The organism is Paenibacillus medicaginis, from assembly GCF_042138635.1.
Lineage (GTDB): Bacteria > Bacillota > Bacilli > Paenibacillales > Paenibacillaceae > Paenibacillus > Paenibacillus medicaginis.
Window position 1 is genome coordinate 21,410 of the sequence record NZ_JBHIRY010000020.1, and the last position, 13,167, is coordinate 34,576.

13 protein-coding genes are annotated in these 13,167 nt (G+C 49.3%); 10 read left to right on the forward strand and 3 right to left on the reverse strand.

The window, feature by feature from the left end:
• Nucleotides 1–42: 42 nt before the first annotated feature.
• From ACE5LO_RS18445 to ACE5LO_RS18475, 7 genes are all read left to right on the forward strand, one after another.
• Complete coding sequence (locus tag ACE5LO_RS18445; protein WP_375521471.1) at nucleotides 43–354, forward strand: hypothetical protein; 312 nt, start codon at nucleotides 43–45, stop codon at nucleotides 352–354.
• Nucleotides 355–1,023: 669 nt separating this feature from the next.
• The gene (locus ACE5LO_RS18450) at nucleotides 1,024–2,436 is read left to right on the forward strand and encodes an ATP-binding protein (protein ID WP_375521472.1); all 1,413 of its coding nucleotides are present in this window, start codon (nucleotides 1,024–1,026) and stop codon (nucleotides 2,434–2,436) included.
• A 96-nt stretch (nucleotides 2,437–2,532) separates the two neighbouring features.
• Nucleotides 2,533–3,927: an MFS transporter gene (locus tag ACE5LO_RS18455; RefSeq protein WP_375521473.1), complete on the forward strand. Its 1,395-nt coding sequence runs from the start codon at nucleotides 2,533–2,535 to the stop codon at nucleotides 3,925–3,927.
• Nucleotides 3,928–4,338: 411 nt separating this feature from the next.
• Nucleotides 4,339–4,905 (forward strand): CGNR zinc finger domain-containing protein, encoded by a 567-nt coding sequence (locus ACE5LO_RS18460; RefSeq protein ID WP_375521474.1) that lies wholly within the window; start codon nucleotides 4,339–4,341, stop codon nucleotides 4,903–4,905.
• Nucleotides 4,906–5,133: 228 nt separating this feature from the next.
• Nucleotides 5,134–5,304 carry a Spo0E family sporulation regulatory protein-aspartic acid phosphatase gene (locus ACE5LO_RS18465; protein ID WP_375521475.1) on the forward strand — a complete coding sequence of 57 codons (171 nt, stop codon included), beginning with the start codon at nucleotides 5,134–5,136 and terminating at the stop codon, nucleotides 5,302–5,304.
• 270 nt (nucleotides 5,305–5,574) lie between these two features.
• Nucleotides 5,575–6,981 carry a helix-turn-helix domain-containing protein gene (locus ACE5LO_RS18470; RefSeq protein ID WP_375521476.1) on the forward strand — a complete coding sequence of 469 codons (1,407 nt, stop codon included), beginning with the start codon at nucleotides 5,575–5,577 and terminating at the stop codon, nucleotides 6,979–6,981.
• A 204-nt stretch (nucleotides 6,982–7,185) separates the two neighbouring features.
• Nucleotides 7,186–7,563 carry a RidA family protein gene (locus tag ACE5LO_RS18475; protein WP_375357068.1) on the forward strand — a complete coding sequence of 126 codons (378 nt, stop codon included), beginning with the start codon at nucleotides 7,186–7,188 and terminating at the stop codon, nucleotides 7,561–7,563.
• Nucleotides 7,564–7,714: 151 nt separating this feature from the next.
• Here the strand turns inward: ACE5LO_RS18475 and ACE5LO_RS18480 are convergent, their stop codons facing one another.
• From ACE5LO_RS18480 to ACE5LO_RS18490, 3 genes are all read right to left on the reverse strand, one after another.
• Nucleotides 7,715–8,689 carry a sigma-70 family RNA polymerase sigma factor gene (locus ACE5LO_RS18480; RefSeq protein ID WP_375521477.1) on the reverse strand — a complete coding sequence of 325 codons (975 nt, stop codon included), beginning with the start codon at nucleotides 8,687–8,689 and terminating at the stop codon, nucleotides 7,715–7,717.
• Between the two features lie 26 nt (nucleotides 8,690–8,715).
• Nucleotides 8,716–9,168 carry a carboxymuconolactone decarboxylase family protein gene (locus tag ACE5LO_RS18485; RefSeq protein ID WP_375521478.1) on the reverse strand — a complete coding sequence of 151 codons (453 nt, stop codon included), beginning with the start codon at nucleotides 9,166–9,168 and terminating at the stop codon, nucleotides 8,716–8,718.
• Nucleotides 9,169–9,582: 414 nt separating this feature from the next.
• Entirely contained in the window at nucleotides 9,583–10,491 is a 909-nt protein-coding gene (locus tag ACE5LO_RS18490) for a transposase (RefSeq protein WP_375521479.1), read from the reverse strand.
• A gap of 467 nt (nucleotides 10,492–10,958) precedes the next feature.
• On the opposite strand from ACE5LO_RS18490, the gene rnhA reads away from it, so the two are divergent.
• From rnhA to ACE5LO_RS18505, 3 genes are all read left to right on the forward strand, one after another.
• Nucleotides 10,959–11,642 (forward strand): ribonuclease H, encoded by a 684-nt coding sequence (gene rnhA / locus ACE5LO_RS18495; protein ID WP_375521480.1) that lies wholly within the window; start codon nucleotides 10,959–10,961, stop codon nucleotides 11,640–11,642.
• 246 nt (nucleotides 11,643–11,888) lie between these two features.
• Nucleotides 11,889–12,932 (forward strand): hypothetical protein, encoded by a 1,044-nt coding sequence (locus ACE5LO_RS18500; protein ID WP_375521481.1) that lies wholly within the window; start codon nucleotides 11,889–11,891, stop codon nucleotides 12,930–12,932.
• A 42-nt stretch (nucleotides 12,933–12,974) separates the two neighbouring features.
• Nucleotides 12,975–13,121, forward strand: coding sequence for a hypothetical protein (locus tag ACE5LO_RS18505; RefSeq protein WP_375521482.1), 147 nt, complete (start codon nucleotides 12,975–12,977; stop codon nucleotides 13,119–13,121).
• Nucleotides 13,122–13,167: the final 46 nt, after the last annotated feature.

Below are 13,167 nucleotides of genomic sequence, written 5' to 3' on the forward strand. Positions count from 1 at the left end.
TGTTCTGATTATTGGGAACGGACAGCAAAGGAGGAGTTTCGTATGCTGCCTGATTTTGAACGCAAGCTGCTGCGTATCCTGTATAACTTCTTTGCCCAGCACAGGCGGATGCCAACGGCGGCGGAGTTATCGGTCAGGACGGGGCGGCAGCCGCGTGATATCACGCCCGGTCTGCTGCACCTGGAGCAAGAGAGATATATTCAATGGGATGATCGGTCTTCGACCCAGCATGTCGTCATACTGGAGGCATGGGAACGTCCGGAGCTACGCCAGTCTCATCCTGCCCAAATGGAGAGAGGCAGCCGCAGGACAGCTGTCGTGGAGGACGGAACAAGGTATTGGACGGAATACTAGCCTACCCCCGTCTCGAATGGCGGATGTCGAATGTCGAGAGATTTCCGGAAATTAATGTAATCTTAAGATTCATATCATATAAATTTAAGGTTGGGGCCCTATAATGACTGTATTAACCCCTTTTTCATCAAGTGCTTTTGGGCCCTGCCGCAGTTTGGTAGGGCCATTCTTTTATATACATTAGAAAAGCCCCCGGAGTTATACTCCGGAGGCTGATGACAACGCTCAGTACGTACACACCATTGTGTGGCGCTGCCGTATAGTTAACCCCTGCAATTAGGGAAGCTGATTCCATAAATGGTTTTCCAAACGATGAAAGCCCTGCCTCTCTTCCATCCTTGCGGCTCCGATGACCGCGCCAGTGTGAATGCAAAACAAACTGCAAAAGCTCAAAATTCTACACTTAGGGTTATCGATAAAATTTGAAGATGCTCCTCACGGTGATTAGGAGTTACTTATTGCGTGGAATCATATGGGGTTAAAAAACACTTTTTTATTATAGCAAGTTTGTTACATAAAGTAAATAGTCATTATTTTTTCTATCAAATTACTGAGCACTTTATTGGAAAAATTGGTATTTTTGTTGTCGAAAGATGGAAAATTCGTTTATGATATATCAAGCAGTGAGTCCTGGTCAACAACAGAATATGTTACAGCGGGAGTGAAGTTATGGAGTTTACTAAAATGTTCCTCATGAATCTCGGCATGCTGATCGCTGTTGCTTATTTGGCTAATGTTACTTTTAAATACGTGCTGAGCAGAGTATCGGCCAGAGTACAATATATTTCCTCTATAGTGCTTACCGTATTCTGCGGCTGGATCTGCTCGGTATTCGGCTTCAGCTTTGATGGCCAGGTTGTATTCGATTTAAGATTCGTTCCTTTAATTATCGCCTCACTGGTCTATCCCCGCGCTTCCTCGCTTGTTATCATCGGCGTGGCAACCGGCCTTGCCTTATTTGTCTTCGGATTCAACGAGGCTTCTGTCGCGGGATTTGTCAACTTGTCCATCCTTGGCTTGCTGGCGGCCGGGGTCAACTATTGGATGAGAAAGACGGATTACCGTTTGATCATCAAGGCATCGGTCAGCATACTGGCCATCAATCTGGTTAATGTCCTCAACCTTGCTATTTTTGATGTCACTCCTTTTTATTACTATCTGACGAAAGCTGTACCGTTCACACTCCCGCTGGGGATTGCGCTAAGCTATCTAATCGCCTTCATTCTGCGTGATTTCCAGCTTGAGCAAAGGCGGAAATCCCAGATCATTCAGGCCAACCGGAAGCTGTCGAAGCAGAAGGAGCAGCTGCAGAAAGCAAAGCTGGCCTTGGAAGAACGGGCGCAGCAGCTCATGACGGCATCACAGTATAAATCAGAGTTTATGGCGACGATGTCGCATGAGCTACGTACACCGCTCAACAGCATTATTAACCTGGCACAGATGCTTGCTGAACAGGGGAAGGAACTGGACGAGGAGGAGCTGAAGCAGTACAGCAGCATTATTTATGCTTCCGGTCAGGATCTGTTGCAGCTCATTAACGACATCCTGGATCTGTCCAAGGTTGAGGCGGGCAAAATGGAAATTATGAAAGATTACACAAGTGTCGAGGAACTGCTGCAGATCATGTTCATGCAGTTCGAGATGACTGCTCGCAACAAAAATCTGGAATTCAAGCTGCAACACGGGAAGGGAGTGCCGCACCAACTGTATTCGGATTCGCAGCGGGTGCAGCAGATTCTGCGCAATCTGCTATCCAATGCGTTCAAATTTACCCATTCGGGAAGCATTACGCTGGAAGCCCGCCCGGAACGGCTGGCGGAACCTGGAAGAGAAGGGGAGTGGCTTGTGCTGTCGGTGATCGATACGGGCATCGGCATCTCGAAGGGCAAGCAGCATTCTATATTTGAAGCTTTTCAGCAGGCGGATGGATCCATCAGCCGCAAATATGGCGGAACCGGCCTGGGGCTGTCCATCAGCCGGGATCTGGCACGCTTATTGGGCGGATTCATCCGTCTGGAAAGCAAGGAAGGCGCGGGCAGCACATTTTCTCTGTACTTGCCGTTGGAGGAGTATAATCATTGACATATGCTTGTTTTAAATTTTAATATTACGAAGCATAGCCTCTTTTTGAAATACGATTAATATATGAACAGTACAGCTAAAGAAAGGATATGAAAAATGGATAATGTACAAGCACGGTCGAATGCCGACAAGCTTATGCTGGTGCTGGCGTTCACACTCGTGTTCTCCGTTATGAACGCCACCATGTTTAATGTGGTGATGCCGATCATTCGGGAGGAATTCGGGGTAAGCGCGTCACAGGTAAGCTGGCTGCTTACCGCATACATGATCGTGTACGCGATCGGCTCGGTGGCATTCGGCAAGCTGGCTGATAAATACCGGCTGAAGGATCTGCTAACCTTTGGGCTCATCTTTTTTGCTTTGGGATCGATTGTGGGGCTTGTGGCCACACATTACTGGATGATTATTTTGGCCCGTGTGCTTCAGGCTGCGGGGGCGTCGGTTATCCCGGCTACGGCGATGATCGTTCCGGTACGCTATTTTCCGCCTGAGAAGAGAGGAAGAGCGCTTGGCACGGTAGCCACCGGTTTGGCTCTGGGAACGGCGTTGGCGCCGATCGTATCCGGGTTAATTACCGGGTTTGCCAGCTGGCGGTTTCTGTTTCTGCTGTCAGTCCTGCCGCTGCTCGTCCTGCCGTTCTTCCGCAAATATCTTGATGACCAGACAGGCGCGGCGAAGAAGATCGATTTTATCGGGGGACTGCTGCTGGGGGTTACGGTAGCATTGCTGCTGATGGCCATTTCCATGGGGAACTGGCTGTTGGCTCTAATCGGGGCGGGAGTGCTGATTCTCTTTATCATTCGGGTACGCACTGCCGAGGAGCCTTTTATACAGCCGGCTTTGTTCAAAAACAAGCTGTACTCCTACGGTTTATTCATCGCTTTCCTGGCGACTGGAATGAACTTTGGCCTCCCGTTCCTGGCTCCGCAGTTTTTGAGCGGGGTGAATCAGCTTTCACCGGCTATGATCGGGTTGATCATGTTCCCTGCGGCCATAATCTCGGCCTTCATGGGACGGCAGGGCGGCAAACTGGCTGATGAGCGAGGCAATGCCTTTCTTGTGTATACGGCAGTGGGGCTGATCCTGGTCTGCTTTATCACGCTGTCCATATTCGTGGGCTTGTCCCCTTATCTGATCATGTTCCTGCTGGTCTTCGGCAATTTGGGGCAGACCTTCCTGCAAATCGCCATGTCGAATACCATTTCACGGACCTTGACCAAGGATCAGGTGGGGGTGGGCATGGGGCTCTTCTCCCTGCTCAACTTCATTGCGGGTGCGGTGACGACCAGCGTGATCGGTAAAATGCTGGATGTAGGCTCTTCATCCTTCCATTTGAATCCGTTCGCCCTGAAGGATAACGCTTATGTGTACAGCAATATTTTCTTTGTACTGGCCGGTGTAGCCGTTATGATCATGGTGCTGTACACGTTGCAATCACGGATTTCCTCCCCCGGAGGGTTGAACAAGCGGTTGAAGGTGAGCGGGAAATAACGGAAGTTCGGGCGCCATTCAAAATGGACTTCCGTTATTTCTATTTTTAGGAAAAGGTCAAGAACAGGAGCGAGGTTGCCTTCTGTTCTTGACCTTTATGTGTTTGTGAATAGAAAAAGGGAACGATTCTTCAACCTGAGAATTTACTTTGGAGACTGTCTATGTTTGGCTCTGCTTACCTCCAGCAGCCTTGCAGCTTGCGTAGCAGCACGATTTGTCCTAAAGCACTTACTTTCCTGTGAATGGTCATCTTAATGTGGTAACTAGCAAACCTTATAAATAAAGGTTACACTCATACTATATACAAAATCAGCTTGTTTGTAACTATCTATTTTATAATTTAGTGGTTACAAATAATAATCGGATCCATAGAAATAATAATCGAATGCATAAATGAGGAGAGAGATATACATGGAGTCACTGTGGATGGACTTCGCCAACAGCATGTGGCGGGACTGGAAAAGCGGAGGACCTTCTGTGGACCGTTTGGAGCAGCCGCAATGGCGGCAGTCTTTTACAACAAAATTGCAATATGCAGTGAACGAAGCGGACCAGGAAGAGCTTGAAAGGGCGCGGCTGCTGCGCGACCGGCTACTCCGGTATGCCGGGAATTTGGCAGCGGGTGAGCTATTGGAGGGTTCGGACATCGAATACTTAAATAAAGTGATGGCTGGAGGGCCTGTGGTACGCCGGCTGATGGCTGACGGCCCGGCACTGCGGAGGGTGCTGGAGCCGGCCGGCAGCGGCTGGGGGCAGGTGCTTGCGGACGTCGCGGCGGACTTTGCCGGTATGCTCTCAGAACAGGACATATCCCGCATCCGCTGCTGTGATAATCCGGACTGCCGGTGGGTCTTTTATGACGATACCCGCAGCAGGACAAAACGGTACTGTGATGACAAGCTGTGCGGCAATCTGATGAAGGTGCGCAGGCACAGGGCACGCCGCAAAGCAGAGGCACATAAGGAAAAGAATAGCTGATTTGGACTACAAAGCTGGTGCCTGGCGATCGGGCACCGGCTTTATGCTTCTTGTGTGGATGTTTATCCGGCACATTTCTTTGCTAATGGTCGTTATATCGCTTATTCGGTCGAAATAAAAAAAATTTTTTTAGGAGCCCCTATGAAAAATAAACCGGTGCCATACTAGAGATATCAGAGTAAGTACAGAAGTTGGACTTATACAAATTTTGAAATGGAGTGTATAATAATGAATTTACGCGAGATGGAGAACAGGATCGAGGGCATGCGCGAGACCCTGTTGAAGTCGGCCGCAGCTTTTGGCCGGAATGATGAACGGGTGCTGAAAACTTCACAGCAACTGGATCATCTTCTCAACATTTACTGGTATGCCAAAAGAAAATTGAAAAAAACCGTATAACGTGTGGACGGGAAACGACGAGAAGAGCAGGGAATCTACAGCATTCCTTCGCTCTTTTTTTCGTGTTTTTTGCAACATTTGCGCTGAAATTTTGTCTTGAGAGACTTAATACCTAGAAAAATAGCCTAATAGAGTATTGACCTATGGATAATTTTTACATATAATTTCAATAAATTCAAGCATTCAACATTCCAATATTCGAGCATTTAACTTCCTAGTATAAGATGAGGCAAAGAATCCTAGGCGATTTTGAGCGGGGAGGGGACTTTATTGGAACATATGAATATGCTGCGTTCAGAAATTACGTCATATTTGGAACGCTCCAACTGTTCGCTTCAAGACTTCAGCAGGCTCACAGGACTGAATAAAGGGACACTCAGCGCAATTTTGAGATACCGCGACCCGAAGCCTCTTTCACTCAAGGCGCTGGATGCCATTACGGAAGCTATGGGTCATCCTGCCGGATGGCTGTATCCGTTATATTTGGACGAATGTCTGATTGATCAGAAGTGGAAGCTGTCCCGTGTCAAAGCTTATTTGCTAAGCTGTGCCCGTCTGGGGCGAACCGACTGTATTGTGGCAGCGCTTCCCCTTATCCTGGATGATCTAAGCAGCATTCCTGTCATTTTTGCGGCAGGGGAGGAGTTATTTAAAGAAGGGGAGATGGCGCAGGCGGCCCTGTTCTTTGAGGCGGTGGCGGAAAGCGAGCAGTTCCAGCACTCGGAAAGACTGGCGGTCAGCCATTACCGGTTGTTTCATATTCATACCGAGACCGATCAGGAAGAGAGCCTGCGAGCGGTCATCCGTTTCGATCCTTTTCGCAAAAGGCTGCCGGAGGACGACCAACTGGATGCGCTGTTGCAGCTGATTAACGTGTATTACTCGTTAAACCAATGGGAGCGGGTGCTTGAGCTGACCGATGAACTGAGCTCTTTTACAACAAGTATCTATACATATGATTATGAAAAACAGGCCTATGATGAAAATGAGCGCAAAACGAAATACCCGCTCGTCGTGTACTACGGATATGCGTATCTGATGAAGGCTGCTGTATACGACAAACTGAAGAAATATGCCGAGGCCAAAAGGTATACGGAAAAGTATGCTGATTTGAGCTGGTTCAAGGGGCTCGGCCCTGCGGGCTTGCAGGAGGTGCAGCGCTTTAAGACATGGGCGAAGGCAAATATGCTTGCTTATGAACTGATGCTTGGCAAAGCGAATGTCATGTGGGAATACATCAGGCATATCGAGCATGACCCGGATGAGATTTTGCCTGCGTTGGAGAAAATTATGGGGGCTGCGAATGAATTCAACCTGGATGTCGACCTGATTCTACATCACTTCAAGGGCCAAATTGAGTCATATACCGACAGCCAAAATGTAACAAATAGCTACTATCACAAGCAGTTCAGCATGGAACGTTTTGTAAATTTTTGTTATGAAACGGCGTTATATCATTTCCAAAGATCGAATTTTGAAAATGGTGTAAAATTTATCCTGCAAAGTTTGTCATCATCCATTAAAATGAATAACAAAGCTGGTTTTATTAAATGCGTGACATTATTTGAGGAATATAGAAGCTGCACACGTGTCGAAAACCAGCGGGAATATGAAAATATGATCAAAGGAGTGCGTAAAAATGCGGAAAACGAAAACCTGTTTGTTACTTTCGCTTAGTGTGGGCCTTCTCTCCCTGACTCCTCTTGTATTCTCGGTGGTAGGCGGGATCTCCACATTGACACACGGCGCAGGCGGTTATTAAGGGGCAGCCTGCCGGACAAGCCAGGCTAGAACATGTTGCAAAAAGCACCGGAATTCCGGTGCTTTTTGCTGTTGTGATATAATGTAGCGGTAATATGACCGCGAAGGGAGAATGTTCATATGAAACCAGTCTCAACCGACAAGGCGCCGGGCGCCATCGGACCGTACAGCCAGGCCATGCAGGTCGGCGGCTTTATTTTCACATCAGGGCAGCTTGGCCTGAACCCTGCGACAGGGGAATTCGGCAAGGATGTCGAAGAGCAGGCGCGTTTGTCGCTGAACAATGTCAAAGCCATTCTGGAAGAGGCCGGCAGCAGCATGAGCCAAATTGTCAAAACAACGGTTTTCCTGAAGGATATGAACGATTTTGCGCGTGTGAATGAAGTGTACAGCTCGTTCTTCGAACAGCCTTACCCGGCTCGCAGCGCGGTAGAGGTGGCCCGTCTGCCCAAGGATGCACTTGTGGAGATTGAAGCGATTGCGCTGAAGAGCGAGTAAAGCTTATACGCAGTACGAAGTTTTGCAAAATGCAGTAACTAGTCAGAGGAGGAGCCCCATAAAACTATGGTTGGCCTCCTCCTTTGCGGTTGTGAGGGACGCACCCTTTACTTTGTCCAGACGCCCGCCCGCCCCGCAAGCTGGGCAGAGCTTAATGGATATAACCGAGCTTTTGCGGGTTGACCATCAGGTACACGCCCTGAATGTGCTCACCCTCTGTTGTAAAATCGAGGCAGAGCGCGGCAACCACCTGCCCATCATGCCGGAACACGAGCTGCTCTTCGCCGTTCAGCATGACGGTGGATATCTCCGTCTCCCGCAGTCTTGTCAATACACGGCGGGAGGTGAGCAGGGCCAGCACACCCTTGCGCACCGTCATCGGACGCATCACCGTATGCACGATGCCGCCGCCATCCGAGATAAAGACAGGCTGCTCGGCCAGCAGCTCCAGCATGGAAGGCACGTCATAGCTCATAAAAGCGGCAGTGAACCTGTCCAGCATCCGCTTGCGGGCAAGATCGCCAACAGGAGTCATAGACGGCAGAGGCATATCATCAGCGCTGCTGCTGTCCGCATCCGAGGGGGTGGCTTGCGCCAGGCGCTTGCGGGAACGGCTGTACAACTGACGGCAATTCGTGTCCGTCAGCCCGAGTAGTTCGGCAATTTCCTTATATTCATACTGGAAAGCCTCACGCAGGACAAACACCGCCCGCTCCAGCGGCTTCAAGCGCTCCAGCAGCACCAGGAAGGCATAGGACACCATGCTTCTGCGTTCCGCCCATTCTTCAGGCTGGTCTGCCGGTGCGGCACTGCCAACCGGCTCGGGGAGCCACTCGCCGACATACGTCTCCCGCTGCTTGCGCGCGGAATGAAGCAGGTTCAGGCAGCGGTTGACCGTGATGCGCGTGATATAAGCTTTGGAGTTGTGCACCTCTTCCGGCAGCGTCTGTTGAAGTGCGGCGAAACAGTCCTGCACCACATCTTCGGCGTCCGCCGCCGTTCCCAGCATACGGTAAGCGATGGCGAAGGCGTAGTCCCGGTATTCTCGGTACCATTCCTCCACCTCTGCCGCTTTCTCTGCTGCAGCTACTGTATTTTGTTGATTCGGGTGTTTGCCGCCCTTCAACTTGCGCGCCCCCTTGCCGAAATATTTTAGGATTTGAAGCAGCCTGGGTACATGCCGGTGGCAATCGCGAGCCGGTTCCAGCTGCTAATCGTATTGACCGCTGCGATCAGGTCGACATATTCCCCTTCGTCAAAATGCTCTCTGACCCTATTATACAGCTCTACTGGGACCCCTTGCTCGGAAATGCGGGCCACCGCTTCGGCCAATTCCAGCATGGCACGTTCTTTTTCCGTAAATAAAGGAACCTCCCGCCATACCGACAGCAGCAAAATATGGTCCGCATAGTCCCCAAGCTTCATCAGGTCTTTCGCATGCATATCCAGACAGAAGGCACAGCCGTTAATTTGGGACACACGAATTTTGAGCAGCTCATACAGCACCTTGTCTGTAAAAAGCCCGCTTGTGTATTCTTCCATTGCCATCATAGCTTTATAAGTGCCTGGCCGCACCTTGCTGTGATTTACTCGTAATTGGGTCATGATTGTTCGCCTCCAAGTTTTGTTGATTCTGGCCTGCTGAACTCAGGCTCTAAAAATAAAGACAAAACAGGAGACTAGTTTGTGACAAAGTAAGATTATTAACTCAACTTGCACAGAGCCCAAATCCACTTCAACCTTTATAGCTGCTGGGTTCTGAGGAGTTCGAATCCCCTTCTAGGGTTTGACAGTCAAGCCGCCCGTCGATCGTGGCAAGACATGTGATACTCGCTTTTCAGTGGCTTTGCACGATTATCCCGTTGGATCAGGTAATCAGGTAATCAGGTAATCAGGTTAAGAAAAACAGAAAACCGGGAACCGAAAATATACTTTAGGCACGTTAAAGAAAATAACGGATCAAATGAGGCACAAAAATGCCTGTTGTTATGCTCACCTTTCCTCGTTCAAGCCCTGCGATCAGGCCGCAGCCGCAGCCGCAAGAGGCTGATCCGGTTGGCGCGCGATCAGCCGACGGTAGGTAATCGCCGGAATCGCCACGCCCATGTACAGCAACTTCTGCCACATCGTTGCTTCCCCTTCGGACAGGCGCAGTTGGCGGCGGCCGGTGTACTCGTTGAGGTACGCCTGGAGATGCTTTGTTCCTAAGGCTACATACGTACTCTTCAGCGATGTCCACGCCTCTCTTACCACTTTCCGCAAGGGTCTATACAGCCGATAGGCTTGAGGGAACGATTGTACCGCCGATGCACGAACATCTACCTGTTCGTTGATGAACACAGCGAGTTCGTGACGATTCGCTCCGTACCCATCTCCCCTCATCTGCGGCACCAGGCGGATTTTGACCTGCTCCGGCTCGCCCGACTCCGTGACCGTGCACCCCGCTACGACCGCCGAAGCATGCGGATGAGGAAACTGAGGCCGGGACGGATTACACCCATACAGATCGCTGTTCACCTTCACGTCTCCGCAGAGCAGCTCCCGGGCGTCGAACTCTCCGATGGCATGGCGGATTTTGTGAAGCATTACCCAGGCGGTCTTGTAGGTGACCTGGATCACCTGGCTCAGCCGCATCGCTGAGATACCGTCGGGCAGCAGGAACAACTCCAGCGCCTGGAACCACTTGGTCAGGGGGAGATGAGTTCGTTCAAAAATCGTGCCAACCAAAGCCGACGTTTGATGCGCACACCTGGCGCACTCGAACAAAGGGACACGTCGGGAAGTCAGACGACTGCAGCGGGTATGGGCGCAACGCGGGCAGACGAAGCCGTTCGGCCACTTCATCGTGATCAATGCCTCCATGCAGGCCTGCTCGTTGTGATAACGACGGCTAAAGGGTTGATGTTCCGTTTCCGCTTGGACTTCCATGTTTGCTCGCCTCCGAATCCGTAATCCACGAACATAGGTTCTTTTTTTATTATACCAAACATGTGTTCCTGTTTCAAGCCGACGTCCCATTTGAGCTGCCACTTTTTTTCTTATCTCTTTTCTCTTTCCTGTTATCTCTTTTCTCGTTATTCCTTACCCCAGGCCCCCGAACCTCCACCCCCCGCATTCTGATTAAAAGGGATAATCGTGCAAAGCTGCATGGAAAGGCATTAGGCATCAGGCACCAAACACCAAACACCAAACACCAAACACCAAACACCAAACACCAAACACCAAACACCAAACACCAAACACCAAACGCCAGACCCCAGACCCCATATTTTAATCCCTACTTGGAGCCGGACAACAAAGCGGGATATGATAGAGTTTGAAATTTAGGTTTATAACGGTAAAATACGAAATGCAAAGGTTGTTCGGGCAAGCGATTGCCGGAGAATGGAGGACATATGGCAAAGCAAAAATATTATGTGGTATGGGTTGGCAAAAAAACGGGCATTTACGGAAGCTGGGGGGAGTGCCAGTCCCAGGTGAACGGCGTCGCTGGCGCCAAATATAAAGCGTTCGAATCCAGGGCGGAGGCGGAGAAGGCGTATGCGCGAGGCTGGAAGGGATATTGGGGGAGCCAGTCCAGCCAGTCCAGCCAGTCCGCCAAGAGCGGCTCGCCCAAAACCGCTGGCGCATCAGCCGCACGCTCACCGCGAGCTGCCGCCAGTACGCAGGAAGAGATCGATTATGACAGCATTTCCGTGGATGTCGGCACGAGGGGCAACCCCGGACCCGTGGAGTACAAAGGAGTGGACACGCGAACCGGTGAAGTGCTTTTTTCCTGCGGTCCTATATCTAAGGGAACCAACAATCTCGGCGAGTTTTTGGCCATTGTACATGCTCTTGCTTATCTGAAGAAGCAAGGAAGCAACAAGACCATTTACAGCGATTCGGTCAACGCACTCAAGTGGGTGCGGCAAAAACAAGTGGCCACCACGCTGAAGCGCGACGAATCGACGAAGGAAATCTGGGAGCTTGTGGACCGGGCGGAGCATTGGCTGCGGACCAATACATACCAGAACCGAATTTTGAAGTGGCAGACCAGGGAATGGGGCGAAATCAAGGCGGATTACGGCAGGAAGTAGCGGATTGGCAGCAGAAAGTCTAACGGGTTAACAAAAGGAGATATTTAAGCGTGCTGAAAATACGTTGTATTCAGCACGCTTTTTTGCTGATTTTTTTACTATACCGAGCATATTCATATTCTAAGGGAAAAGGAATTGATTCCCAATCTGAAAGGGATAGAGATGCCGATGACGAATAACTCGGGAAAAACGCCGGAAGAGCAGCTGGATTTACTGTCCGAAAGATGGGATAAACTGCTTGGTTATTTGAATACTGCTGAGGACACACATCGGAATGAGGAATACAATGAATGGCTGCTTCATAAAAATATGCTCAAGGTTGGATTCAGGGCATTCAAGAACTGGAAGGTTATTATTACCCCTATGATTGGTGTTGTTTTAACTGGTGTTTTTGGGTACACCGTATGGCAAAGCCTGGGCTGGGGACAGAAAACTTTGGGAATTGTCATCACAGCAGCAGCCATCTATATGTTCGTGCGGCGGGAAACGATTCGGTATATGGCTACCCCGCAAAATGAATTATTTCACATCCAGTCTTTTGCGCAAAATCATAAAGTTATGTATGATGCATTATCTCCATTTATCCGGGATGAATATTTCAAATTTTCAAAGCTTAAAGAAAGACTTAAGAAGTCCTCCCTGGACGAAAAAGTGATAAAGAGCTATCAGGACAGGATTGATGAGCTGTTAGAGGTGAAAAACAAAAACGAAGAGAAAATCATGGAACTGAGCCAACTTCTGAAGCTTCACATCGAAGAGCTTAAACATACCCAGGCTGATATAGGTTATTATGCGAATAGGGTGGAGGAAACCAGTGCATTCCTGGATAAAATCAGAAACAACCTATCCTCCTTTGTCCGCTACCCTAACCTTCAATTTCTGGATTCATTGTCGTTCGATTGTTGTTATATTATTTATAAATTGGATGACGATGAGTTCGTGGATAAACATTCCCAAGGTTTAAACTCCCGTAAAATTAAAGCAATACCTATAGATCATCACCAGGACGGGATTGTCAAATCGATGGAAGACGGTGAAATTTACATAGATTTAGAGAGAGGAGAAGCAAGTCAGTGTGTGACTCTGCATGATGGCAGTACGTGGGGGATTCGTATTATGCTCGATGATACACGCCGGGAAGCGCTGATGAGCAGTCAGGAATATGCTAAGATCGAATTGGCTCTGATATTTGAACATATCTGGCTAAGTCTGGATTTGGTTGTCAGATTTGAAAGCATGAGAACTGAGGCTTCAGGGGTCACCGGTCAGGATGACGATGAACGGTCCTAATAATGATGAACGATCCTAATAATGATAAGAGGTGTACCTGTTATGAAAGCATTAACCGCCAAAAAGGTAACTGCCACTTCGCAGCTCATCCGTGAACAGGTTAAGAAATCCAACGACCGTACCAATGAAGTCATTCGCAGAACCCAATCGTATTTAAACGATTTGAAAAATCAAAATCCCAGGGCTTAATCCTACAAATCCTACATATCATAGATAAACGAAACGGACAGCGGGT

Excerpts from the sequence above, each read along its gene's own strand:
- ACE5LO_RS18475 (WP_375357068.1), top strand. The coding sequence starts at position 7,186 with ATGAAACCAGTCTCAACCGACAAGGCGCCGGGCGCCATCGGACCGTAC.
- ACE5LO_RS18445 (WP_375521471.1), top strand. The coding sequence starts at position 43 with ATGCTGCCTGATTTTGAACGCAAGCTGCTGCGTATCCTGTATAACTTC.
- ACE5LO_RS18485 (WP_375521478.1), bottom strand. The coding sequence starts at position 9,168 with ATGACCCAATTACGAGTAAATCACAGCAAGGTGCGGCCAGGCACTTAT.
- ACE5LO_RS18505 (WP_375521482.1), top strand. The coding sequence starts at position 12,975 with ATGAAAGCATTAACCGCCAAAAAGGTAACTGCCACTTCGCAGCTCATC.
- ACE5LO_RS18465 (WP_375521475.1), top strand. The coding sequence starts at position 5,134 with ATGAATTTACGCGAGATGGAGAACAGGATCGAGGGCATGCGCGAGACC.
- ACE5LO_RS18450 (WP_375521472.1), top strand. The coding sequence starts at position 1,024 with ATGGAGTTTACTAAAATGTTCCTCATGAATCTCGGCATGCTGATCGCT.
- ACE5LO_RS18460 (WP_375521474.1), top strand. The coding sequence starts at position 4,339 with ATGGAGTCACTGTGGATGGACTTCGCCAACAGCATGTGGCGGGACTGG.
- ACE5LO_RS18455 (WP_375521473.1), top strand. The coding sequence starts at position 2,533 with ATGGATAATGTACAAGCACGGTCGAATGCCGACAAGCTTATGCTGGTG.
- rnhA (WP_375521480.1), top strand. The coding sequence starts at position 10,959 with ATGGCAAAGCAAAAATATTATGTGGTATGGGTTGGCAAAAAAACGGGC.
- ACE5LO_RS18490 (WP_375521479.1), bottom strand. The coding sequence starts at position 10,491 with ATGGAAGTCCAAGCGGAAACGGAACATCAACCCTTTAGCCGTCGTTAT.